This window comes from Caballeronia sp. LZ065 (assembly GCF_031450975.1).
Taxonomy (GTDB): Bacteria; Pseudomonadota; Gammaproteobacteria; order Burkholderiales; family Burkholderiaceae; genus Caballeronia.
This window is the reverse complement of record NZ_JARUXV010000004.1, coordinates 784,443-807,150: the sequence shown is the minus strand read 5'-3', so window position 1 is coordinate 807,150 and position 22,708 is coordinate 784,443. Positions and strand designations below refer to the sequence as shown.

General features: G+C 65.1%; 22 protein-coding genes and 1 riboswitch. Of the genes, 14 read left to right on the top strand and 8 right to left on the bottom strand.

Going from position 1 to position 22,708, the window contains the following annotated elements; genetic code table 11:
• Window positions 1–81 precede the first annotated feature (81 nt).
• The 5 genes from QCE63_RS30230 (at window position 82) to QCE63_RS30210 (ending at window position 7,331) form a co-directional block, all read left to right on the top strand.
• The gene (locus QCE63_RS30230) at window positions 82–900 is read left to right on the top strand and encodes an alpha/beta hydrolase (protein WP_309838194.1); all 819 of its coding nucleotides are present in this window, start codon (window positions 82–84) and stop codon (window positions 898–900) included.
• 93 nt (window positions 901–993) lie between these two features.
• Complete coding sequence (locus tag QCE63_RS30225; RefSeq protein ID WP_309838193.1) at window positions 994–2,190, top strand: efflux RND transporter periplasmic adaptor subunit; 1,197 nt, start codon at window positions 994–996, stop codon at window positions 2,188–2,190.
• A 31-nt stretch (window positions 2,191–2,221) separates the two neighbouring features.
• Window positions 2,222–5,422 (top strand): efflux RND transporter permease subunit, encoded by a 3,201-nt coding sequence (locus tag QCE63_RS30220; protein WP_309838192.1) that lies wholly within the window; start codon window positions 2,222–2,224, stop codon window positions 5,420–5,422.
• Entirely contained in the window at window positions 5,419–6,942 is a 1,524-nt protein-coding gene (locus QCE63_RS30215; RefSeq protein ID WP_404990207.1) for an efflux transporter outer membrane subunit, read from the top strand. Before QCE63_RS30220 ends, QCE63_RS30215 begins: the two co-directional genes overlap by 4 nt.
• Window positions 6,943–7,106: 164 nt before the next feature.
• Entirely contained in the window at window positions 7,107–7,331 is a 225-nt protein-coding gene (locus tag QCE63_RS30210; RefSeq protein WP_309838190.1) for a hypothetical protein, read from the top strand.
• Between the two features lie 27 nt (window positions 7,332–7,358).
• Here the strand turns inward: QCE63_RS30210 and ppk2 are convergent, their stop codons facing one another.
• Entirely contained in the window at window positions 7,359–8,261 is a 903-nt protein-coding gene (ppk2, locus tag QCE63_RS30205) for a polyphosphate kinase 2 (RefSeq protein WP_309838189.1), read from the bottom strand.
• Window positions 8,262–8,548: 287 nt separating this feature from the next.
• On the opposite strand from ppk2, the gene lhpI reads away from it, so the two are divergent.
• Both lhpI and QCE63_RS30195 read left to right on the top strand, forming a co-directional pair.
• Window positions 8,549–9,505, top strand: a complete 957-nt coding sequence (gene lhpI, locus QCE63_RS30200; RefSeq protein WP_309838188.1) for a bifunctional Delta(1)-pyrroline-2-carboxylate/Delta(1)-piperideine-2-carboxylate reductase — start codon at window positions 8,549–8,551, stop codon at window positions 9,503–9,505.
• Window positions 9,506–9,596: 91 nt separating this feature from the next.
• Window positions 9,597–9,914, top strand: coding sequence for a hypothetical protein (locus QCE63_RS30195; protein WP_309838187.1), 318 nt, complete (start codon window positions 9,597–9,599; stop codon window positions 9,912–9,914).
• 99 nt (window positions 9,915–10,013) lie between these two features.
• Here the strand turns inward: QCE63_RS30195 and QCE63_RS30190 are convergent, their stop codons facing one another.
• The 3 genes from QCE63_RS30190 to QCE63_RS30180 all read right to left on the bottom strand — a co-directional run bounded on the left by QCE63_RS30190 (window position 10,014) and on the right by QCE63_RS30180 (window position 11,384).
• A complete protein-coding gene (locus tag QCE63_RS30190; protein ID WP_309838186.1) occupies window positions 10,014–10,328 on the bottom strand; it encodes an antibiotic biosynthesis monooxygenase in 315 nt (104 codons plus the stop codon).
• A gap of 56 nt (window positions 10,329–10,384) precedes the next feature.
• A complete protein-coding gene (locus QCE63_RS30185) occupies window positions 10,385–10,747 on the bottom strand; it encodes a DUF1428 domain-containing protein (protein ID WP_309838185.1) in 363 nt (120 codons plus the stop codon).
• A 100-nt stretch (window positions 10,748–10,847) separates the two neighbouring features.
• Window positions 10,848–11,384 (bottom strand): histidine phosphatase family protein, encoded by a 537-nt coding sequence (locus QCE63_RS30180; RefSeq protein WP_309838184.1) that lies wholly within the window; start codon window positions 11,382–11,384, stop codon window positions 10,848–10,850.
• A 48-nt stretch (window positions 11,385–11,432) separates the two neighbouring features.
• Window positions 11,433–11,559, top strand: a riboswitch (cobalamin riboswitch).
• A gap of 28 nt (window positions 11,560–11,587) precedes the next feature.
• Here QCE63_RS30180 and QCE63_RS30175 point away from each other — a divergent pair.
• Both QCE63_RS30175 and QCE63_RS30170 read left to right on the top strand, forming a co-directional pair.
• Complete coding sequence (locus QCE63_RS30175; RefSeq protein WP_309820468.1) at window positions 11,588–11,821, top strand: CbtB-domain containing protein; 234 nt, start codon at window positions 11,588–11,590, stop codon at window positions 11,819–11,821.
• Window positions 11,822–11,830: 9 nt separating this feature from the next.
• Window positions 11,831–12,622, top strand: coding sequence for a CbtA family protein (locus QCE63_RS30170; RefSeq protein ID WP_309838183.1), 792 nt, complete (start codon window positions 11,831–11,833; stop codon window positions 12,620–12,622).
• Window positions 12,623–12,682: 60 nt separating this feature from the next.
• On the opposite strand, the gene QCE63_RS30165 is transcribed toward QCE63_RS30170, so the two are convergent.
• The 3 genes from QCE63_RS30165 to cobO are packed head-to-tail and all read right to left on the bottom strand — an operon-like array spanning window position 12,683 to window position 14,825.
• Window positions 12,683–12,916, bottom strand: coding sequence for a DUF1289 domain-containing protein (locus QCE63_RS30165; RefSeq protein ID WP_309838182.1), 234 nt, complete (start codon window positions 12,914–12,916; stop codon window positions 12,683–12,685).
• Entirely contained in the window at window positions 12,913–14,217 is a 1,305-nt protein-coding gene (locus QCE63_RS30160; RefSeq protein WP_309838181.1) for a cobyrinate a,c-diamide synthase, read from the bottom strand. Before QCE63_RS30160 ends, QCE63_RS30165 begins: the two co-directional genes overlap by 4 nt.
• 5 nt (window positions 14,218–14,222) lie before the next feature.
• Window positions 14,223–14,825 carry a cob(I)yrinic acid a,c-diamide adenosyltransferase gene (gene cobO, locus QCE63_RS30155; RefSeq protein ID WP_309838180.1) on the bottom strand — a complete coding sequence of 201 codons (603 nt, stop codon included), beginning with the start codon at window positions 14,823–14,825 and terminating at the stop codon, window positions 14,223–14,225.
• 218 nt (window positions 14,826–15,043) lie between these two features.
• Here cobO and QCE63_RS30150 point away from each other — a divergent pair, with 218 nt between their 5' ends.
• Window positions 15,044–15,178 carry a hypothetical protein gene (locus tag QCE63_RS30150; RefSeq protein ID WP_309838179.1) on the top strand — a complete coding sequence of 45 codons (135 nt, stop codon included), beginning with the start codon at window positions 15,044–15,046 and terminating at the stop codon, window positions 15,176–15,178.
• Between the two features lie 156 nt (window positions 15,179–15,334).
• Here QCE63_RS30150 and QCE63_RS30145 read toward each other — a convergent pair whose 3' ends face one another.
• Entirely contained in the window at window positions 15,335–15,757 is a 423-nt protein-coding gene (locus QCE63_RS30145; protein WP_309838178.1) for a cobalamin biosynthesis protein, read from the bottom strand.
• Between the two features lie 303 nt (window positions 15,758–16,060).
• Here QCE63_RS30145 and cobW point away from each other — a divergent pair, with 303 nt between their 5' ends.
• The 4 genes from cobW (at window position 16,061) to QCE63_RS30125 (ending at window position 22,622) form a co-directional block, all read left to right on the top strand.
• Window positions 16,061–17,146, top strand: coding sequence for a cobalamin biosynthesis protein CobW (cobW, locus tag QCE63_RS30140; RefSeq protein WP_309838177.1), 1,086 nt, complete (start codon window positions 16,061–16,063; stop codon window positions 17,144–17,146).
• A 6-nt stretch (window positions 17,147–17,152) separates the two neighbouring features.
• A complete protein-coding gene (gene cobN / locus QCE63_RS30135; protein ID WP_309838176.1) occupies window positions 17,153–20,929 on the top strand; it encodes a cobaltochelatase subunit CobN in 3,777 nt (1,258 codons plus the stop codon).
• Window positions 20,926–21,945: an ATP-binding protein gene (locus QCE63_RS30130; RefSeq protein WP_309838175.1), complete on the top strand. Its 1,020-nt coding sequence runs from the start codon at window positions 20,926–20,928 to the stop codon at window positions 21,943–21,945. The genes cobN and QCE63_RS30130 overlap by 4 nt, the downstream gene beginning before the upstream one ends.
• A 104-nt stretch (window positions 21,946–22,049) precedes the next feature.
• Complete coding sequence (locus QCE63_RS30125; protein WP_309839336.1) at window positions 22,050–22,622, top strand: VWA domain-containing protein; 573 nt, start codon at window positions 22,050–22,052, stop codon at window positions 22,620–22,622.
• The last annotated feature ends 86 nt before the right edge of the window (window positions 22,623–22,708 follow it).

Genomic DNA, 22,708 nt, shown 5'->3' with positions numbered 1-22,708 from the left:
AAAGGCGCGGCCCCCAAAATTCGCAGCATCGCAACTTATGCGCGCAGGCCTTGCAGCACGGGCCCCGCACTACGAATAACCATGGCAACACTGTTGGAACTGGAGTCGAGCCCCCGGCTGTGCATCGAGGATGTGCGCATCACGGGACACGTGCAGCCCATCACGGTGCGCAGCTATCGCCCGGCATCGGATGGGACGGTTGTGCCCATCGTGCTCTATTTTCACGGCGGCGGTTTCATCGGCGGCACGCTGGACGATGCGGACATCGCCGCTGCGACCATTGCCCGCGATACGCCCGCATGGGTCGTGTCGGTCGGCTATTCGCTCGCACCCGGCTTCCCGTTTCCGGCCGCGCCCGAAGACGGCTATCGCGCGGCGCAATGGGCCGTGGCGCATGCGCGCGGACAGCGTGCGGATCCGTTGCGCATCGGCATTGCGGGTCATGACGCGGGCGGCAATCTCGCCACGTGTGTCGCCGCCATCGCGCGTGATCGCGGCGATATTCGCCTGTCCGCGCAGGCTCTGCTGGCGCCGCTGCTCGATCCGAGCCTGACGCGCATGGCCGACGAACGGAAGGTGCTGTGCCCCGATTTCGAAGCCTGCGATTGCGCACAGTGGTATCGCGCGTATCTGCCGAATCCTTCGCAACGCCTGCATCCGTATGCGGCGCCGCTCGAATCACGACGTCTCGGCGGACTGCCACCCGCGATGATCGCGAGCGCCGAGCACGATCTGCTGCATATCGAGGCGGAAAAATACGCCGGCGAACTGATCGCCGCAGGCGTGCCGACTGAAGTCACGCGTCATGGCAAGACCTCGCACCACGCGTTGGCCGCGCACCCGGATGCGCTCGCCGATGTCGTCGCGTTTTTCAGAAAGCGGCTGGCGCGCACCAAATAAGCGCGGGAAGCCGGTTCGAACGTCAACGCAAGAATCGGCACGCCAGCCCAGCACCACACAACAACAATCTCAACGAAACCGGAGCCTCTCACCATGTTCTTCACTCGCAAACGCATCTACGCCACGCTAGGCGCGGCAGTCATCATTGCCGGCGCGGGCGGCTATACCGCCCTGCACGGTCACGGCGACGCGGCCATGAACGAAGCCAAGGCCGCTGCGCACAGCCCGACAGCCACCGAAGTGGACGTCGCCACCGTGATCGCCCGGACCATCACCGACTGGCAGAGCTACTCGGGCCGGCTGGAAGCGGTGGATCACGTCGATATTCGTCCGCTCGTGCCGGGCACCATCGTCGCCGTGCATTTCAAGGACGGCCAGCTCGTGAAGAAGGGTGACGCGTTGTTCACCATCGATCCGCGCCCGTATGAAGCCGAAGTGGACCGCGCGCAGGCGCAGCTCGCGGCCGCGCAGGCGCGCAACGGCTACACCTCGACCGACGCCGCGCGCGCTGAGCGGCTGCTCGCCGACAACGCCATCGCCAAGCGCGATTACGACGAGAAGCAGAACGCCGCCCGCGAGGCCGTCGCCAACCTGAAGGCCGCGCAGGCCGCGGTCGAAACCGCGAAGATCAATCTCGCCTACACGCACATCACGGCGCCGGTGTCGGGCCGCGTGTCGCGCGCGGAGCTCACGGTGGGCAACATCGTGTCGACGGGGGCAAACGCGCCGCTGTTGACCACGCTGGTGTCGGTCTCGCCGATCTACGCCTCCTTCGACGTCGACGAACAGACCTATCTGCGCTATCTCGGCCGCGATGCGGGTTCGAAAGTGCCGGTGTCGCTGGGTCTCGCGAACGAGGATGGCTATTCGCGCGACGGCGTCGTCGATTCGGTCGACAACCGCCTCGATACGACCTCCGGCACGATCCGCGTGCGCGCGCGCTTCAACAACCCGGACGGCTCGCTGGTGCCGGGGCTGTATGCGCGCGTGAAGGTCGGCGGCGGCACGCCGCATCCGGCAGTGATGGTCGAGGACGAAGCCATCGGCACGGACCAGGACAAGAAGTACGTGATGGTCGTCGACAAGGACAACCGCGTGCAGTACCGCGAAGTCACGCTCGGCCAGACGCAGGACGGTTTGCGCGTCATCAGCAAGGGCCTGCAGCCGGGCGAGCGCATCGTCGTGAATGGTTTGCAGCGCGTGCGTCCGAACGACGTGATCAAGGCCAACAACGTCGCGATGAACAACGACAGCGATGCTCCGGTCGTGAAGACGGCATCCGCGCAGTAATGCGCGTCATCCGCAACAGACAGAACTCGTCATGAATATTTCCAAATTTTTCATCGATCGCCCGATCTTCGCGGGCGTGCTCTCGGTGATCGTGCTGCTGGCGGGCGTGATCGCCATGTTCAAGCTGCCGATCTCCGAGTATCCGGAAGTCGTACCGCCTTCGGTCGTCGTGCACGCGCAGTATCCCGGCGCGAACCCGAAGGTGATTGCCGAGACCGTGGCCTCGCCGCTGGAAGAGCAGATCAACGGCGTCGAGGACATGCTGTACATGCAGTCGCAGGCGAACAGCGACGGCAACCTCACGACCACGGTCACGTTCAAGCTGGGCACCGATCCCGACAAGAACACGCAACTGGTGCAGAACCGCGTGAACCAGGCGCTGCCGCGTCTGCCGCAGGACGTGCAGCGGCTCGGCGTGACGACCATCAAGTCCTCGCCGACGCTCACGATGGTGGTCCACCTGAATTCGCCCAACGGCCGTTACGACATGACGTATCTGCGCAATTACGCGCTGATCAACGTGAAGGACCGGCTGGAGCGCATCGCGGGCGTGGGTGAAGTGCAGTTGTGGGGTTCGGGCGATTACTCGATGCGCGTCTGGCTCGATCCGCAGAAGGTCGCGCAGCGCGGCCTCACGGCCACTGATGTGGCGAACGCGATTCGCGAGCAGAACGTGCAGGTTGCGGCCGGCGTGATCGGCGGCTCGCCCACGCTGCCGAACGTGCCGCTGCAACTGAACGTGAATGCGCGCGGCCGTCTGCAGAACGAAGGCGAGTTCCGCGACATCGTGCTGAAGACGTCGCCGGACGGCGCGGTCACGCATCTCGGCGATGTCGCGCGTGTCGAACTCGCGGCATCGGAATATGGTCTGCGCTCGTTGCTCGACAACAAGTCGGCAGTTGCAATCGCAATCAATCAGCAACCGGGCGCGAACTCGCTGCAGATCTCCGACGAAGTCCGCAAGACCATGAAGGAATTGCAGGCCGACATGCCGGCGGGCCTCGAATACCAGATCGTCTATGACCCGACGCAGTTCGTGCGGTCGAGCATCGAGGCGGTGATTCATACGCTCGCGGAAGCCATCGCACTGGTCGTGCTCGTGGTGATCGTGTTCCTGCAAACCTGGCGCGCGTCGATCATTCCGTTGCTCGCGGTGCCGGTGTCGATTGTCGGGACCTTCTCGCTGCTGCTTGCCTTCGGCTTCTCGATCAACGCGTTGTCGCTGTTCGGCATGGTGCTGGCGATCGGTATCGTCGTCGACGATGCGATCGTGGTCGTCGAGAACGTCGAGCGCAACATCGAGGCGGGTCTTTCAGCGCGAGAGGCCACGTATCAGGCAATGCGCGAGGTGAGCGGACCGATCATCGCGATCGCGCTGACGCTGGTCGCCGTGTTCGTGCCGCTCGCGTTCATGTCGGGTCTGACGGGACAGTTCTACAAGCAGTTCGCGATGACCATCGCCATCTCGACGGTGATCTCCGCGTTCAATTCGCTGACGCTCTCGCCCGCGCTCGCCGCGCTGCTGCTGAAAGGCCACGATGAACCGAAGGACTGGCTCACGCGCGCCATGGATCGCGTGTTCGGCGGCTTCTTCCGGGGCTTCAACAAGGTCTTCCATCGCGGTTCGCAAGCGTATGGCAAGGGCGTGAAGGGCGTGATCGGCCGCAAGTCGATCATGATGGTGCTGTATGCGGTGCTGCTCGCCGGCGCGGTGCTGATGGGCAAGGTCGTGCCGGGCGGCTTCGTGCCCGCGCAGGACAAGGAGTACCTCATCAGCTTCGCGCAACTGCCGAACGGCGCCTCGCTCGACCGCACCGAGGGCGTGATTCGCCAGATGTCGGCTATCGCGCTGAAGCAGCCGGGCGTGGAAAGCGCCGTCGAGTTCCCGGGTCTCTCGGTGAACGGCTTCACCAACTCGTCCAGCGCGGGCATCGTGTTCGTGACGCTGAAGCCGTTCAAGGATCGCGTGCATGACAAGGCGCTGTCGGCCAATGCCATCGCGGGCGCGCTGAACCAGAAGTACGCCGGCATCAAGGACTCGTTCATCGCCGTGTTCCCGCCGCCGCCGGTGCTGGGGCTGGGCACGCTGGGCGGTTTCAAGATGCAACTGGAGGATCGCGGTGCGCTCGGCTATGCGGCGCTCGCCGATGCCACCCAGGCATTTATCAAGCGTGCTTCGCAGACGCCCGAACTCGGCCCGACGTTCTCGAGCTATCAGATCAACGTGCCGCAACTGAACGTCGATCTGGACCGCGTAAAGGCTAAGCAACTCGGCGTTTCGGTGACGGACGTGTTCGACACGATGCAGGTCTATCTCGGCTCGCTATACGTGAACGACTTCAACCGCTTCGGCCGCGTGTATCAGGTACGCGTGCAGGCGGATGCACCGTTCCGTGCGCATCCCGAGGATATCGGCTTGCTCAAGACGCGCAATGCGAATGGCGACATGGTGCCTTTGTCGTCGCTGGTGAAGGTGTCGCCGACGTATGGGCCGGAAATGGTCGTGCGCTACAACGGCTACACGGCGGCGGACATCAACGGCGGCCCGGCTCCGGGTTACTCGTCGGGGCAGGCGCAGGCGGCGGCGGAACGCATTGCGGCGGAAGTGCTGCCGCGCGGGATCAAGTTCGAATGGACCGATCTCACGTATCAGCAGATCCTCGCGGGCAACGCGGCGCTGTGGGTGTTCCCGATCAGCGTGCTGCTGGTGTTCCTGGTGCTGGCCGCGCTGTATGAAAGTCTGACGCTGCCGCTCGCGGTGATCCTGATCGTGCCGATGAGTATCTTGTCCGCGCTGCTCGGTGTATGGCTCACCGATGGCGACAACAATATCTTCACGCAGATCGGCTTGATGGTGCTGGTGGGGCTGTCGGCGAAGAACGCGATCCTGATCGTGGAATTCGCACGCGAACTTGAGATGCAGGGACGCTCCATCGTGCAGGCCGCGATCGAAGCGAGCCGGCTGCGTTTGCGTCCGATCCTGATGACGTCCATCGCGTTCATCATGGGCGTGGTGCCGCTGGTGCTGTCGTCGGGCGCGGGTTCGGAGATGCGCCACGCAATGGGTATCGCGGTGTTCTTCGGCATGCTCGGCGTCACGTTGTTCGGTCTGATGCTGACGCCCGTGTTCTACGTGATCCTGCGCAAGCTGTCGCGCACCGAACACGTGACGGACACGCATGGCTCGCATCCGCAGATGCGCGGTATCGGTGCTTCGCCTGAAGCGCAATGAGGTCGATGATGAACAAGTTGCATATGAAACGATGGTTGGGTGTGCCGGGCCTGATGGCGGCGCTGCTGGTGGTCGCGGGCTGTTCGCTTGCGCCCACGTATGAAAAGCCGGATGTCGGTGCGCCGTCTGCCTACAAGGAAACGCCGCAAAAGACGCTGGACGCATCGGAAGCGGGCACCTGGAAGACCGCGCAGCCCTCGGAAGAGATGCTGCGCGGCGAATGGTGGACGATCTTCGACGATGCTTCGCTCAACGATCTGGAAAAGCAGGCGCAGGACGCGAACCAGAACCTGAAGGCGGCGGCCGCGCGCGTGAAGGAAGCGCGCGCGATCAACCAGACGGCGCGCGCGGGGCTGTTCCCGACGCTCGACGCGGGCTTCGGCCCGACGCGCGAGAAGTTCTCGCCGGCGTCGCAGCTCCTGCCGGCGAATGCCAATGTGCCCGCGCAGACCTTGTGGCGTGCGCAGGCGAGTGCGTCGTATGAAGTGGACCTGTTCGGCCGGGTGTCGAACTCGGTGCAGGCGGCCAACGCAGACACGGCGCAGAGCGAGGCGCTGTTCCGCTCGGTGCAGTTGGCGCTGCAAGCGGACGTCGCGCAGAACTACTTCAATCTGCGCGAACTGGACGCCGAAACCGATGTCTTCACGCGCACCGTGCAGCTGCGCGAACAGGCGCTGAAGCTGGTGCAGCGACGCTTCACCGAAGGCGACATCAGCGAGCTGGATGTTGCGCGCGCCAAGTCGGAACTGGCGACCGCGCGTTCGGACGCGATGACTGTCCAGCGTCTGCGCGCGGCCTCCGAGCACAGCCTGGCGGTGCTGCTCGGCAAGACGCCCGCCGAGTTTTCGATGGCTGCCAATCCGCTCAAGCCGGTCACGATTCGCGTGCCGCCGGGCCTGCCTTCGGCGCTGCTCGAACGCCGTCCCGACGTCGCCGCGGCAGAACGCGCGATGGCCGCGGCCAATGCGCGCATCGGGGTGGCGAAGGCAGCGTTCTTCCCGTCGCTGACGCTCACAGGCTCGGGCGGTTTCGAATCGGCGACGCTCGGCGATCTGTTCAACTGGTCGAGCCGCACGTTCCTGCTCGGGCCGTTCGCGGGCACGGCGCTGAACCTGCCGATCTTCGATGGCGGCCGCCGCAAGGGCAACCTTGCGAACGCGCGGGCGGTGTATGAAGAGGATGTCGCGAGCTATCGGCAGCAGGTGCTCGTGGCCTTCCGCGAAGTGGAGGACAACCTGTCCGATCTGCGCATTCTCGAAGACCAGACCGCGACGCAGGACGATGCCGTGAAGTACTCGGTGCGCGCCGCGCAGCTGTCGCGCACGCAGTACACCGAGGGCGCGGTGAACTATCTCGATGTCATCGACGCCGAACGCACGGTGCTGCAAACGCAACGGTCATCGGTGCAGTTGCAGGGCCTGCAGGCGGTATCGACGGTGAATCTGATACGCGCACTGGGCGGCGGCTGGGGCGATGCAAAGCCCACGCCGGTGCCTGACGCGAGTCTCGCTCAGAAGTAACTTGAAGTTGGCCCTGCCTCGCGCAGGGCCATGTGCATTGGAGCAACCGCGAAGACGCATTCAATGCGGATTGTTCGTTTCACGGAACATATGTCTTCACCTGCGGAGCGTTTATCCGCGAGGCTCCAGTCCATAAAATACGAACATGGGATAAGGAGCCGATGATGAAGGACTTGATAGCAAAACAACTGTATCAGCCGGCGGTGGTGCTGCCACTGCTGCTGTTGATGCGCCTGATGGTCACGCTCGACTTCAACCTCGCGCAGGTCATGTTCGTCGTGATGCTCAAGGGTTCGCAACAGGCGTATCAGTTCGCGCTGCGTCATGCAGTGACGCGCCGGCGCGTGGTCGAAAGAGTGAAGCACGTTCCTTGCAGCAACTGCTGCTGAACCGGTTCGCGCTTCGACATACTCGATTCAATACACTTCCGGAACGTACAACTCATCCGCCACAGGTTGCCGGAGATAATCAGGATTAAAGACGCGGTCGGGTAGTTCGATCGGCGAATGCTCCACGTCGTGATAAGGCACCTGATTCAGCAGATGGTGGATGCAGTTCAGGCGCGCCCGTTTCTTGTCTACCGCATGCACGACCCACCACGGCGCTTCCGCGATGTGCGTGCGGGCCAGCATCACTTCCTTCGCTGCCGTGTACGCTTCCCAGCGGCGGCGGCTTTCCAGGTCCATCGGGCTCAGCTTCCATTGCTTGAGCGGATCTTCGATACGAGCCTGGAAGCGCACTTCCTGTTCGTCGTCGGTGATCGAGAACCAGTACTTGACGATCTGGACGCCGCTGCGCACCAGCATCTTCTCGAACTCGGGCACCGAGCGGAAGAATTCCTCATACTCCTCGTCGGTGCAGAAGTTCATCACGCGCTCGACGCCCGCGCGGTTGTACCAGCTGCGGTCGAACAGCACGATTTCGCCGGCCGCCGGCAAGTGCGACACATAGCGCTGGAAGTACCACTGCGTGCGCTCGCGATTGTTCGGCGCGGGCAAGGCGGCCACGCGGCAGACGCGCGGATTGAGACGCTGCGTGATGCGCTTGATCGCGCCGCCCTTGCCGGCGGCATCGCGCCCTTCGAACAGCACGACCAGACGATGACCCGTATGCACGACCCAGTCCTGCAGCTTCACGAGCTCGCCTTGCAAACGGAACAGTTCGCGGAAATAGGTCTTGCGCAGCGCGCGCTCTTCATCCGAGAAGGTCGATTCACCGTCCAGAAAGCGGTCGTCGATTTCCATCTCGAACTCTTCGTCGTAACTGTCGATGAGGTCCGCGTGGAAACGGCGCTGCTTGTCCGTCGTGTCGATGCTCATGGTGGGCTCCGTATGGGTGTGCTGGGCTATCGTGGTGCATTGCGCCAGGCGGCGCGAGACGAGGGCGCGGGTCCGCCGAGTATGACCGAGGCCAATGGCAGGCATGTGACAACGGCGCGCCCGCCTGACTCGTCGTATAGGGGACTCATTGTGACAGGCGCGCGCCGCGCCGGTTGAGTGGCTTCATGACGCGGTCGCGCCATCGTTGCGCGCGCCGTTAGAATAATCCCGCGCTTCAATGGCATGCCGATGGCATGTCCACCTTCTTCCAGCCAGACGGAACCATGATGACTCCGACGCCTCGCGCCCTCCAGAGTTTCGACGACGTGCAGACCGCGCGCCTCGTGCCCTACGACCGTCTCGTGGACACGCTCGCTGCAACCATGCTCGACTACGCGGCGGGACGCATCGTGAGCCCCGAGCGCATGGTCGTGCCGATCGAGGGCGGCGTGATGCTGTCGATGCCCGCGAGCGCCGCTGATCTCGCGATGCACAAGCTCGTCAACGTGTGCGCGGGCAACGGCGCGCTTGGCCTGCCGACGATCCACGGCCAGGTGACCGCCTTCGATGCCGTCACCGGCGTGCCGCAGTTCATGCTCGACGGCCCCACGGTGACCGGGCGGCGCACGGCTGCCGTCTCGATGCTGGCGATCCGCGCGCTGCACGGCGTCGCGCCGCGCGAGGTGCTGGTGATCGGCACGGGCAGGCAGTCGGCGTTTCATGTCGAGGCGCTGGCGGCGGTGTATCCGGAGGCGCGCATTCTCGTGCAGGGTTCGCGCGCCGGGCGGGCGGGCGCGTTCTGCGAAACGCATGCGGCGCCGGGCCGCCACCTCGCGCCGCTGGAGACGGCGGAGATGCCCGCATCGGTCGATGTCGTGATCGCAGCGACCACCAGCAAGACGCCGGTCTACACGACGCCCGCGCGGGCCGGACGGCTCGTGATCGGCGTGGGAGCCTTCACCGCCGATGCCGCCGAGATCGCCGCCGACATCGTGCATGGCAGCACGCTCTATGTGGACGATCTGGCAGGCGCCCGTCACGAAGCCGGCGATTTCATCCTGGCGGGCGTGGAGTGGGGCGCGGTGCGGGCGCTCGCCGGGGCGTTGGCGGCTCCAGCTGCGAACGGAGCGGGCGACGCCGCCCGACCCGTCATGTTCAAGTCGGTGGGCTGTGCGGCCTGGGATCTGGCGGCATGCCGCGTCGCGCGGGTGCTTTTGTCGGAGGAAACCGCGGGCGGGCGCTGAAGGACGCCGCTTGGAACGGTCCTTGCTGTCAGTTGAACAATGACGAGGCGCGCAACGGCGTGTCCCTGCAATTCAGCCAGCGAACACACTCATGGAGAGTCGATACGACAGCAAGTGGCACCCCTGGATCCCCGCCCACGACAACGCCCATGAAAGCGGAGGCGCAAGCGCAAGCCGCGCGCAACGTCCCACGCCCAACGCCGCGCCGCCTGCGGCCTACTTCATCTCGGTACTTGAGCTGGCGACCGGCGAGAAGCTTGGCAACGACGAGCGCATGCGCGCCGTGGCCATGCTCGAATCGCAGTTCGGCGCGGGGCGTCCGCGCACGCTGAAGGAAGCGGTGCGCATCTGCGCCGCGGCCATCGATTCGTCGACGCTTCAGCGGATGGCGCGCGGCGCCAAGGCCTGACAAGAACCTGTCGGCGACGCGCGTTTTTTCACACTTGTGTAAAACGCGCGTGCTCAGGGCGCGAGTGAGGTCGCGAATGGTCCGATCGTTCGCCGGATGTCACTTGACGGTCTGGATGACTTCGAAGCCCTCGAATTCCGGGTGTCCGAGGTAGAGTTGGAGCGTTTCGCCGCCCGCATTGCGATGCGCGGCGCGGAAGGCATCGGAACGCGTCCAGTCGTCGAAGGCCTCGCGGTTTGCCCAGATCGTGTGGCTCGAATAGAGCACGTGATCGTCCTTCGTGGGCCCCTTCAGCAGATGAAATTCGACAAAGCCCGGCACGTCCTTGAGATAGGTGTCGCGGCTGGTCCAGAGGCGTTCGAAGTCGGCTTCGGCGCCCGGCACGATCTTGAAGCGGTTCATGGCGATATACATATCGATGCAGTTCCTTTGCGGCAAGCGCGGTCAGACAACAAAAAATATCGGTCGCGTCATAGTTCGACGATGGCCTTGAAGCCGCCGAAGAACATCCGTTGCGCGTCGAAGGGCGGCTCGCCTTCTTCCATCATGGCCTTGAGGCGCGGGTCTTCCATCACCTTCGCATTGACGCGGTCGCGTTCCTCGCGCGACGCATAGACGATATACGAGAACACCACGGTTTCACCTTCCTTCATCTGCACGCTCTGCGGGAAGGACGTGAGCTTGCCGGGCTTCACGTCGTCGGCGATGGCTTCCACGAATTGCAGCGCGCCGTGTTCCTTCCAGATCTTGCCGGCCGCTTCGGCCATGGCCCGGTAGGCTTCGATCTTGTCGGCCGGCACGGGTACGACGAATCCATCCACGTATTGCGCCATGTGAGTCTCCTGAACGGTGTGAGAGCAGGCTCGCGCAGTCGCTGCGCTGCTTGCTTGGAGCGTCCTGCACGCGCTGAAGTTCAGGCCGGCGGGGGCAGGGTCACGGCCAGTCCTGTGCGCTTCGATTGCGGTTGAGGACGGTGACGGAGCACGGCGCGACGTTCATGGCATACACGGAGGCCAGCGGCTTGCGCTGCGCATGCGCCACGGCCGCCTTCACGACAATGGCATGCGTGACCACGATGCAGCGTCCGCACGGCATCTCGCGTTCGATGCGCGCCAGACCTTCGATCACGCGCGCCGCCAGCATCTCGATGCTCTCGCCACCGTGCGGACGCGCCTGCGGATCGGTGAGCCATGCGCTGAGTTGCGCGGCTTCGTCATCGGCGAGTTCGCGGATGGAACGTCCGCGCCAACGGCCATAGTCGATGTCGTCGAAAGCGGGATCGATGTCGAAATCGTGCGCGATGCAGGCCGCCATCTCGCGCGCCACGCGGGCCGGGCTGGAGATGACGCGCGTGATTTCACCCGCAGGCAAGGGCGCGTGCGGGGTGTCGTCGGCGGGTTCGTCGCCGGCAGGGAAGCGGCCGGTTTTCATCGCGCGCGTGGCGGCATGACAGAGCAGAACGAGTTCCAAGGCAATCGGCGATTCTGAGGTTATCGTTTTACTTTGCCGGCAATCATCATAGAATGGCAAGCCTGCAGTGCGAGGAAGCCGGTGCAAACCCGGCACGGTCGCGCCACTGTAAGCGGTCCGTCAGCGCCCTGCGGCGCGCCGCGAGTCAGACCCCGCTGCATGCTGTTCGTCAATCGGGACGCGCTTTTCCCTGGAGAAACACCATGAATGCTTCCAACGCGCCGGGCTTTGCCGCACCGGTTTCCCCTTCCTTCGATGCACCCGTGCCGCTGCCGGTGCGCGAAGTCCTGCCCTGGGCCGTGTTCATCGGCCTGATCCTGCTGATCGCGATTTATTTTGTCGGCGCCGAACAGGGCGCGACGTCGATCTTCTCGGGCATGTACATCCACGAATTCGTTCACGACGGCCGGCATCTGCTCGGCTTTCCCTGCCACTGAGGGCGCGGCATGATTCGCACCCTGTTGATACGCGGCATGCTCGCGGGACTGGTCGCGGGCCTCATTGGCTTCGGCTTCGCGCGTGGCTTCGGCGAACCTTCGGTGGCGCAGGCCATTGCCTTCGAGGAGCAGCATGAGCATGCGGAGGCCGCGCCTGAACATGAGCATGGCGCCGCTGATGCCTCCGCCAGCGCCGGTCACAGCCACGATCACGGCGACGAAGAGCTGGTTTCGCGCGGCACGCAAGCGGGCCTCGGCCTGTTGACGGGCGTCGTCGTGTTCGGCACCGCGCTGGGCGGGATTTTCTCGCTCGTCTTCGCGTTTGCGTATGGCCGGCTCGGCGCATTGCATGCGCGGGGCACGTCGGCGCTGCTGGCCTTGTTCGGCTTCGTGAGCGTGGCCATCGTGCCGTTCCTCAAGTACCCGCCCAATCCGCCCGCCGTGGGCAATGCCGCGACGATCGGACCGCGTACCGCGCTGTTCTTCACCATGGTGGCGCTTTCGATTGCGGCCATGGTGTGGGCCGTGCGCTGGCAGCGGCGTCTGACGGCACGGCATGGCGCGTGGAATGCGACGCTCATCGCCGCGCTCGCTTACGGGGTCGTGATGGTGATTGCGCAGGTCGCGCTGCCGCACGTCGATGAAGTGCCCGAAGGCTTTTCGGCGTCGTTGCTGTGGAACTTCCGCGTGACCGCCATCGGCATTCAGGCGTTGATCTGGACCACGCTCGGGCTGCTGTTCGGCGCGCTGGCTGCGCGTGAGCTCGAACGGCCGCCGGTGCGGAGAATGGCTGCCGCTTGAATCGCCGGCGCTTGCACGACGAAGCCCGCGTTCCGTGAGGAGCGCGGGCTTTTTTGCGTATCAGCGCCGCGCCGCGCGGCGGGCGAGCAGTTCATCGAAGAGCGCGCGCTTCGTTTCATCATCGAGCGAACGGAAGGTCTTGATCTCCTGGCGGCTTCTGAAACAGCCGAGGCACAGGCCGGTATCGGCGTCGAGCTTGCAGACGTTCGTACAGGGCGAGCCGACCGGTTCCTGCGTCATCGCGCGCTCGATGGTGAAAGCCAGATCCAACGGTGCTTGAGTGTCTTGCGTCATGGAGAGAGCGAGTCGCCGCGAAACAGTGCGGCCGTTGCGGCCGGGTTCGACGGCCAGTAAGCGTGCATGTAGGTGGCCGTTACCGGTCCATGCCGATAGAGCGCTTCGCCCTCGGCGCCCGTGGTCGCGTGTGCGGCCTTGAGCACGGGTTGCAGCGGGGAGTCGAGCGTCGAGTAATGGAACGTGTGGCCCATCATCGCGCCATGCGCGGTGTCGATGCGCTGCATCGCGAGGCGCGACAGCTTGCGCTGCATGCAGGCCGCGCCGGGCAGGATGCCGAGCATCGCGTGCTGCGTGCCGTCGAGGATCGTCAGGGACCCGACGAGATACAGCATACCGCCGCATTCCGCGACGACCGGCTTCGCATGCCCGACATGCGTTTCGATCGACGCACGCGTGCGCCGGTTGCCGGCCAGCGTGGCCGCGTGCAGTTCCGGATAGCCGCCGGGCAGATAGAGTGCATCGGCAGCGGTGGGCACGGGTTCGTCGGCGAGCGGAGAGAAGCGCTCGATGCTTGCGCCCATCGCAGCCAGCAGATCCAGATTTGCCGGATAGATGAACGAAAACGCGGCGTCGTGCGCGACGGCGATGCGCACGCCTTCGAGAAGGCGTGGCGGCTCGGGCAGCGTCGCGTCGTCGAAGTGCACGGGCGGCGGCAACTCGCGCAGCGCGGTATGAGCGATGGCGTCGGCGGCGCGGTCGAGGCGTGCGTCGAGGCCCGCGACTTCAGCGGGCTGCGTGAGACCGAGGTGCCGTTCGGGCAAAGCGATATCGTCGGCATTCGACAGATGCCCGCAGTAGAGCAGCCCTGCGGGAATGGTCTCCGACAACATCTGCGCATGGCGCGGCGAGGCCACGCGGTTGGCGAGCACGCCGTAAAACGGCACGTCCTCGCGATAGCGCGCGAGCCCGAATGCAATGGCGCCGAAAGTCTGCGCCATGCCGTGTGCGCCGATCACTGCGAGCACCGGCACTTTGAAGGCAGCGGCGAGGTCGGCGCTGCTCGGCGTGCCGTCGAACAGGCCCATCACGCCTTCGATGAGGATCAGATCGGCCTCGCGCGCCGCCTGAGCGAGCAGCGCGCGGCAGGCGTCGAGGCCGACCATCGACAGATGCAGTGAGTACACGGGCGCGCCGCACGCGCGTTCGAGGATCATTGGATCGAGAAAGTCCGGGCCGGTCTTGAAGACCCGCACCTTCAGCCCGCGACGGGCGTGATGGCGCGCCAGCGCGGCGGTGACCGTGGTCTTGCCCTGGTGCGATGCGCTCGCGCCGATGAAGAGGGCGGGACAGTGCGGCATCGCGTTCAGAACTCCACGCCGCGTTGGGCCTTCACGCCCTGCTCGCGATACGGATGCTTGACGATCCGCATCTCGGTGACGAGATCGGCCAGTTCGACGAGGGCGTCAGGCGCGTGGCGTCCCGTCACGACGACATGCAGCATCGCGGGGCGCGCCTTCAGCACGTCGAGCACTTCATCGAGCGGCAGGTAGTCGTACTTGAGCACGGTGTTCAGTTCGTCGAGCACCACCATCTGATACTCGCCGCTCTCGATCATGCGGCGCGCCTCGTCCCAGCCGCGCCGTGCGGTGGCGATATCGGCCTCGCGATCCTGCGTGTTCCAGGTGTAGCCGTCGCCCATCGTGACGAAATCGCAGTTCGCGATGGCGCCGAGGAAATCGCGCTCCGACGTATGCAGCGCGCCCTTGATGAACTGCACGACGCCAAGCTTCATGCCGTGTCCGAGCACGCGCACCGCCATGCCGAACGCAGCCGTGGTCTTGCCCTTGCCGTTGCCGGTGTTCACGATCAGCAGGCCTTTCTCGTGATCCGCCGAGGCCTGCTTTTTCTCATGGCCTTCCTTGCGCCGCTGGGTCATGCGCAGATGCGCTTCGGTATCGGTTTTCACGTGATCTCCGGGAGGGTCGAGGACGGCCAGTCGAGGCACGAACCGGCCGTATCGTACCGCACGAGGCTTTCCGAGTCGCGGGTTTCCCCGCTCATACAGGGCTAATTCATCACGGTCATCATTCGTTGCGCAACAAGGAAACGGCATCACGAGGAATCACGAAACATGGCTCAGCGCCCTTCGCTTGCTGCATCCGTGAACCATTCAGGGAGAGATCCATGGACAGCCTGCTTGTCGTGATCGTCGTTGGTGTGGCCTCGCTCGTTTTTTACGGCGTGCTGCTCGGCTGGATCTGGTCGCTGCGGCCGCCGCGTGAATGCGATGCCGATCCTTCGGTGAAGCATCAGCAGTGACAGTCATTCGGAGCAACACGATGGACGCGTTTTATCTCTATCTCGAACTCGTGGCACTGACCATACTGATCTGGCTTTGTTACGACAAACTCAAGCCCGTGGCCGCGAAGCCGCTGGCACGCAAGGAAGCTGTGCCGGGTGGCGCGGTGCCCGTAGTCAAGCGCCGCTTCCGAATGCTCCGCGCGCCGCTGCGATCGCGACGGTTACGCCGGAATCGATTGTCTTCGGCACGATGAGCGTGGCCGAGTTGCCCGCGAGCAGCGCACAGGGCTCGCAGACGCCGTCCACATTCAGATGTTTGCGCGCGTGATGCGAGCGCGCCGTGTGCGGCGCCTGCGCAATCTCCGCGCCGCTGAAGAAGCGCAACGGCAGATGGTGGCGTGTGCAGAAGGCAAGCAGACCGGCCTCGGCGCGCTTGGTGTCGATGGTGGCGACGATGGCGATATCGCCGAATGCATGCGGGCCGAGCGCGGCTCGCACCGCGTGTTCGATTGCATCGGCGCTCGTGCCTCGCCTGCAGCCGATGCCTACGGCGAGCTTCGAGCGGAGCGGCAGGGCGCGATCGATGGCGGGGTTCATCGCGAGGCGGGTGGGTTGTCGAGGGGCGAGTGGGGATTTTAACGTGCAATGCATGAACGTTTCCTGGTACGCGACGCCCTTCAAGTTTCCTCTTCGAGACAGGCTGCCGTACCAAAACCCCCGTGCTAAAATTTGTGTCCGGCTTGCCTGACAAGGCTTTGCGGCATTCCGGTCTGGCGCCGGCAACGGTGACACGAACACACAGCGCACAGCATCGTCCAGTTGATGCCGCCCGACATCCCGCCTGCGCCGCACCTGCCGCGCCTTGGCGCACCCAAACGCCACACCACCCCCGGAGCCACGATGCAAACCCGCAAGATTCCCGTGACAGTCGTGACCGGCTTCCTCGGCAGCGGCAAGACCACGCTGATGCGGCATATCCTGTCCAACGCCCAGGGCAAGCGCATTGCGGTGATCGTCAACGAGTTCGGCGAACTCGGCATCGATGGCGAGATCCTCAAAGGTTGCAGCATCGGCTGCGACGACGAATCTGCTTCTCCGGACCGCAATCTCTACGAACTCGCGAACGGTTGTCTCTGCTGCACCGTGCAAGAGGAGTTCTATCCCGTGATGGAACAGCTGCTCGAACGGCGCGACAGCATCGATCACGTGCTGATCGAGACATCGGGCCTCGCGCTGCCCAAGCCGCTCGTGCAAGCGTTCAACTGGCCGTCGATCCGCAACGCCTTCACCGTCGATGCAGTCGTCACCATGGTCGACGGCCCCGCCGCCGCGAGCGGACAGTTCGCGGCGAACCCGGTCGCCGTCGATGCACAGCGCAAGGCCGATCCGAATCTCGATCACGAATCGCCGCTGCATGAGTTGTTCGAAGACCAGCTTGCGTCGGCGGACCTCGTCATCGTCAACAAGACCGACCTGATGGACGCCGAGGCGCTGCACAAGGTCGAAGCGCTCGTGCGTCCCGAGATTCCCGCCGAAGTGAAGATCGTGCCTGCGCACATGGGCAAGCTCGACATTCACGCGTTGCTCGGTCTCGAGGCGGCATCGGAAGAGACCATTCACCTGCGCCACGATCATCATGGCTCGCCCGACGAAGCGGGTCACGCCGATCACCACCACGACGAGTTCGATTCGGTCGTCGTGCACGCGCCGGTTGCATCGCGCGAGCAGGCGATCGCCGCGTTGCAGGCGCTCGTCGGGCAGCACACGATCTATCGCGTGAAGGGTTTCGCGGCGTTGCCGGGCGCTGCGATGCGGCTCGTGGTGCAGGGCGTCGGGCAACGTTTCGACAGCTACTTCGACCGTCGCTGGGAAGCGCACGAAGACCGGCAGCAGAGCCGCTTCGTGCTGATCGGCGAGGACTTGAGCGCGGACGCGTTGCAGCCCGCCTTCGAAGCTGCGCTCGCAAGCGCTCCCGCTCAGGCGTAACGCGCCATGCATCTGCTGCGCACGACCCCGGGCGGTTTCGTCGACGACGCGCAGGGCGTCATGCGCATCGAGCAGACCCGCGCGCCGATCGTCATTCTCAGTTCCGCCGATACCACGCTCGCCTTGCTGGCGAGCGTGGTGCCGCGTCTGGAGCCCGGTTTTCCCGAAGTGCGGCTCGCGAATCAGGCGTTCCTGCGTCAGCCGGCGTCCGTCGATTTCTACGTCGACGATGTGCTGAGTCATGCACAGGTCGTGGTCGTCGATCATCTCGGCGGCGAATCGTACTGGCCGTATGGCATCGAGCGCCTCGTGACGCTGGCGAACCAGCAGCGCCAGATGCTCGCGATGTTCTCGGGCGATCTCACCGAAGACCCGAACCTGATCGCCAGAAGCACCGTCGATCCGGCGTTCTGCCGCCAGCTCTCGCGCTATCTGCGCGAAGGCGGCGCGCGCAATGCGGAAGCGTTTCTGCGCGCCATCGCGCGGCGTGCGCTGGACTACGGGACCGAGCCGCCGCCGCCCGCCGCGCTGCCCGCGGTGGCCATCTATCATCCCGAACACGAGATCGCCACGGTCGCGGACTGGCAGGCGCGCTGGACGAAGGGCGCACCGGTCGTCGCCATCCTGTTCTATCGGGCGCATCTGCAATCGGGCAACACGGCCGTCTTCGATGCGCTCGTCGAAGCACTCGAACGCGAAGGCCTGAACCCGCTGCCCATCGCCATTGCTTCACTGAAAGACAGCGTGAGCCGCGAAGTGGTCGAGCGCGTCTGCGCGGAGCAGCATGCGGCGCTCGTGCTGAATACCACGGCATTCGCGGCGGGCGTGATCGGCGAGAGCGAGGCGTTCGAAGTCGCGGGCGATGCACCCGTGTTGCAGGTCATCCTGAGCGGCGGCAATCGCGAGGACTGGCAGCAGTCCAATCATGGCCTGAACTCCCGCGATGTCGCGATGCACGTGGCGCTGCCCGAAGTGGACGGCCGCATCATCACGCGCGCGGTGAGCTTCAAGGGACTTGCCTATCACTGCAAGCACACGCAGGTCGATGTGGTGCGCTACCAGGCGGACGAGGAACGCGTGCGTTTCGTCGCCGAACTGAGCCGGCGCTGGTGCAGGTTGCGTCAGGCGCCGAATGCGCAGAAGCGCATCGCGCTTGTGCTGGCCAACTATCCGGCCAGCGAGGGACGCATCGGCAATGGCGTCGGGCTCGATACGCCGGCATCGGCCATCGGCATTCTGTCGATGCTCGCGCGCGAAGGCTATCGCGTCGGCCAGATTCCGCTAGATGGCGACGCGCTGATCGGCACGTTGACGGAAGGCGTGACCAACGATCCGCTCGTGCGCGATATGCGGCCCGCGTTGCAAAGCCTGTCGATGGAGGATTACCTCGACGCGTATCGCAACCTGCCAGCCGATGCGCGCGCCGCGCTGGAAGCCGTCTGGGGTTCGCCGCAAGACGATCCCACCGTGCGGCGCGGCCGCTTCATGATCGCGGGGTATCGCTGCGGCGAGGTGTTCGTCGGCATCCAGCCCGCGCGTTCGCGCGAACGCAACGATTACGCGAGCTATCACGACGCCGAGCTCGTCCCGCCGCATGCGTATCTGGCTTTCTACTTCTGGCTGCGCGTGCGTTTCCAGGTGGATGCGATCGTGCATGTCGGCAAGCACGGCAATCTCGAATGGCTGCCGGGCAAGAGCGTCGCGTTGTCGTCATCGTGCTGGCCCGATGCGATTCTCGGCCCGATGCCGCATCTCTATCCGTTCATCGTCAACGATCCGGGCGAGGGCAGTCAGGCCAAGCGCCGCGCGCAGGCAGTCATCATCGATCACCTGATGCCGCCGCTCACGCGCGCGGAGAACTACGGGCCCTTGCAGGACCTCGAACGCCAGGTCGACGAATACTACGAAGCGCTGATGGTGGACGTGCGCCGCGCGAAGCTGTTGCGCCAGTCCATTCTCAGGACCATCGTCGAGAACCGGCTGCATGAGGAACTCGGCCTCGATGCTCCGCGCGACATCGCGGGCGAAGACACGTTGCTGACGCGCGCCGATGCCTATCTCTGCGAGCTGAAGGAAGCGCAGATCCGCGACGGCCTGCATGTCTTCGGCGTGTCGCCGAAGGGCACGCAGCGGAACGACACGCTGCTGGCGCTCGGGCGTTTTCCTGTCGGCGATGCACAGGGCGCGAACGCCAGTCTCATCACGGCGCTCGCACGCGACCTGCAACTCGGCGATGACTTCGACCCGCTCGATTCGGACTGGGCCGCGCCGTGGACCGGTCCGCGTCCGCTGGCGCTCGCGGCGGTGAGCGACGTTCCGTGGCGGCATCATGGCGATACGCGCGAACGCCTCGAATGGTTAGCGATGCAACTATTGTCGGACGACGCGCAGGAGGCGCCCGGCGCGCACGCGTCGCTGGTGCTCGGGCGCTTGCGGCGCGAAGTGCTGCCGCGTCTCGATGCGTGCGGGCCGCAGGAACTGCTGCAGCTTAAACGCGGGCTCGAAGGGCGCTTCGTGCCGCCGGGTCCAAGCGGTTCGCCGTCGCGCGGCCGTCCCGATGTCTTGCCCACGGGCCGCAACTTCTATTCGGTCGATACCCGCGCGTTGCCGACGCAAGCGGCATGGTCGCTCGGACTCAAGTCGGCGAATGCGCTGGTCGAGCGGCATGTCCAGGATCACGGCGATTTTCCGCGGGCCATCGGCTTGTCGGTGTGGGGCACGGCGACGATGCGCACCGGCGGCGACGATATCGCGCAGGCGTTTGCGTTGATCGGCGTGCGGCCGAAGTGGGCGGCGGGCAGCCATCGGGTGACGGACTTCGAGATCCTGCCGATCTCGATCTTCAACCGGCCGCGCATCGATGTGACATTGCGGGTATCGGGTTTTTTCCGCGATGCCTTCGCGAACCTGATGCATCTGTTCGACGCCGCCGTGCAGGCCGTGGCCGCGCTCGACGACGAGCCCGCCGACGTCAATCCGATCCGCGCACGCATCCTGCGCGAACGCGACGAGCTGATGGCGCGCGGCATGGATGCCGATACAGCGCGGAAGCAAGCGGGCTGGCGCGTGTTCAGCACGAAGCCGGGCGCGTATGGCGCGGGGCTTCAGGAACTGATCGACGCGAAGCAATGGCAGACGGACGCCGATCTCTCCGCCGCCTATCAAAGCACGGGCGGCTATGCCTATGCGCAGTCCGGCGACGGCGTGGAGGCGCGCGCGAGCTTCGGCACGCGGCTCTCGACCCTCGATGTCGTCTTGCAGAACCAGGACAACCGCGAGCACGATCTGCTCGATTCGAACGACTATCACCAGTTCCAGGGCGGCATGGTCGCGGCGGTGCGCTATCTATCCGGCGTGCAGCCGCAGGCCTATCACGCCGATCACAGCAATCCCGCCGCGCCGCGCGTGCGCACGCTGCACGAGGAGATTGCGCGCGTGGTGCGTGCGCGGGTCGTGAATCCGAAATGGATCGACGGCGTGAAGCGGCATGGGTACAAGGGCGCCTCCGAAATGGCCGCGACGGTCGATTATCTGTTCGGCTATGACGCGACCGCGCGCGTGGTGTCGGATCATCAATACGCGCTCGTCACCGATGCCTATGTGAACGATCCCGCCACGCGCGACTTCATTGCACGGCACAATCCGCACGCGCTGCAATCGATCTGCGAGCGGCTGCTCGAAGCCATGGAGCGCGGCCTGTGGCAGAACCCCGCTGATTATCGCGATCAGGTCGAGCGACATCTGCTCGATGTCGAGCAACGCATCGAGGGCCGACAGTCTTGAACCCATCTCTTTCTTTTCCGGTGTTTCCGTTCGCTGCGCTCGTGGGTCAGGACGGCTTGCAGCAGGCGTTGTTGCTGGCGGCGGTGGATCCGTCGATCGGCGGGGTGCTGGTCAGCGGGCCGCGCGGCACGGCGAAGTCCACGGCCGCGCGCGCGCTTGCCGAACTGTTGCCGGAGGGGCGGCTCGTGAGCCTGCCGCTCGGCGCGAGCGAGGAGCAGTTGATCGGCACGCTGGATTTGCAGAGCGCATTGCGCGACGGCGGCGTGACGTTCTCGCCGGGTTTGCTCGCGAAGGCGCATCTCGGGGTCCTGTATGTCGATGAAGTGAATCTGCTGCCGAACCCGCTCGTCGATCAACTGCTGGATGTGGCGGCGAGCGGCGTGAACATCGTCGAGCGCGACGGCATTTCGCACCGGCATGACGCGCGCTTCGTGCTGATCGGCACGATGAATCCGGAAGAGGGCGAATTGCGGCCGCAGTTGCTGGACCGGTTCGGGCTGGCGGTGGAAATGAGCAACTGTTTCGACGCGGCCGTGCGCCAGCGGATCGTCAAGGCGCGGCTCGAATTCGATGCCCATCCAGCAGCCTTTCGTGCGCGGCATGAAGCGGCGCAGGCGGCATTGCATGCGCGCATTCATGCGGCGCGCGCGGCGCTTGCTTCCTTCACCTTCGACGATGCCGTTCACGCGCGCGTGAGCGAACTGTGCATCGCGGCGCATGTGGACGGACTGCGCGCCGATCTTGTGATGCTGCGCGCGGCGCGCGCGCTGGCGGCGCTGGACGGGGCTGCCGATGTCACGGTCACGCATGTCGAGCACGTGGCGGATGCGGTGTTGCGGCATCGCAGACGCGAGGGGGATGCGTCTTCGTCTTCTTCTTCCTTGCCGCCGCCGGACCGCGATCCGGCGCCTTCGCAATCGGATTCCGGCGATGCCGATTGGGGCCATCTTCCGCCCGAGCCTGCCGGCATCGCGAAGATCAAGCACGTGAGGCCGCTCGCCGCAAAAAAAGCCTGAACCATCGAAGGCGGGACGCGGATGCCGGAGAGCATCGTCTTCGATGGAGCGCGGCGCGTTCACCCGGCCGTCACGTCTCGCGTGAGGGCGATGCAAGCGTGTCCATCGATTGGCCGGCTTCGCTGCGCGCCCGGCGCGCGGCGCGTCTTCAGCCGGAGCATTTGCGGGTTCGGCGCAAGCAAGGCGAGGCCGCCGCGTTGCATTGTTTCGTGCTGGATTGCTCGGCATCGATGCTCGCGGGCGAACGTCTCGCGCGCGCGAAGGGCATGCTGGTCGCCTTGTTCGATCGCGCGTATCGCGAGCGTGCGGAGATTGCGCTGGTGTGTTTTGGCGGGGGGCGCGCGGAAGTGCGCCGTCAGCCGGGTGCGGCGCATGTTTTCAACGAGCGCTGGGTCGCGCCGATCGGCGGCGGCGGGGGCACGCCGCTCACGCTCGGACTGGCGCGTGCGACGGCGCTGCTGACGCGCGCGGCACGGCGCAGGCCGTCGCAGCGGCGCTCACTGTGGCTGCTGACGGACGGGCGGACGAATGAGCAGCCGGATCGGCCGAGGGATGCGGACCATATCGTGGTCGTGGATTTTGATGAGCATCCCGTTCGCGTCGGACGGTGCAGGGCGTTCGCGCGGGAGTGGGAGGCGGAGTATGTGACGGCGGGGGAGGTGATGTCGGAGGAGTGATGCGCGTCGGGTTTTATGCCGGCTTGCTGCGATTCCTCTGAATTCGTCGGGAAAAGCTTTCGCATCGTTGTCGGTGAATCGATTGC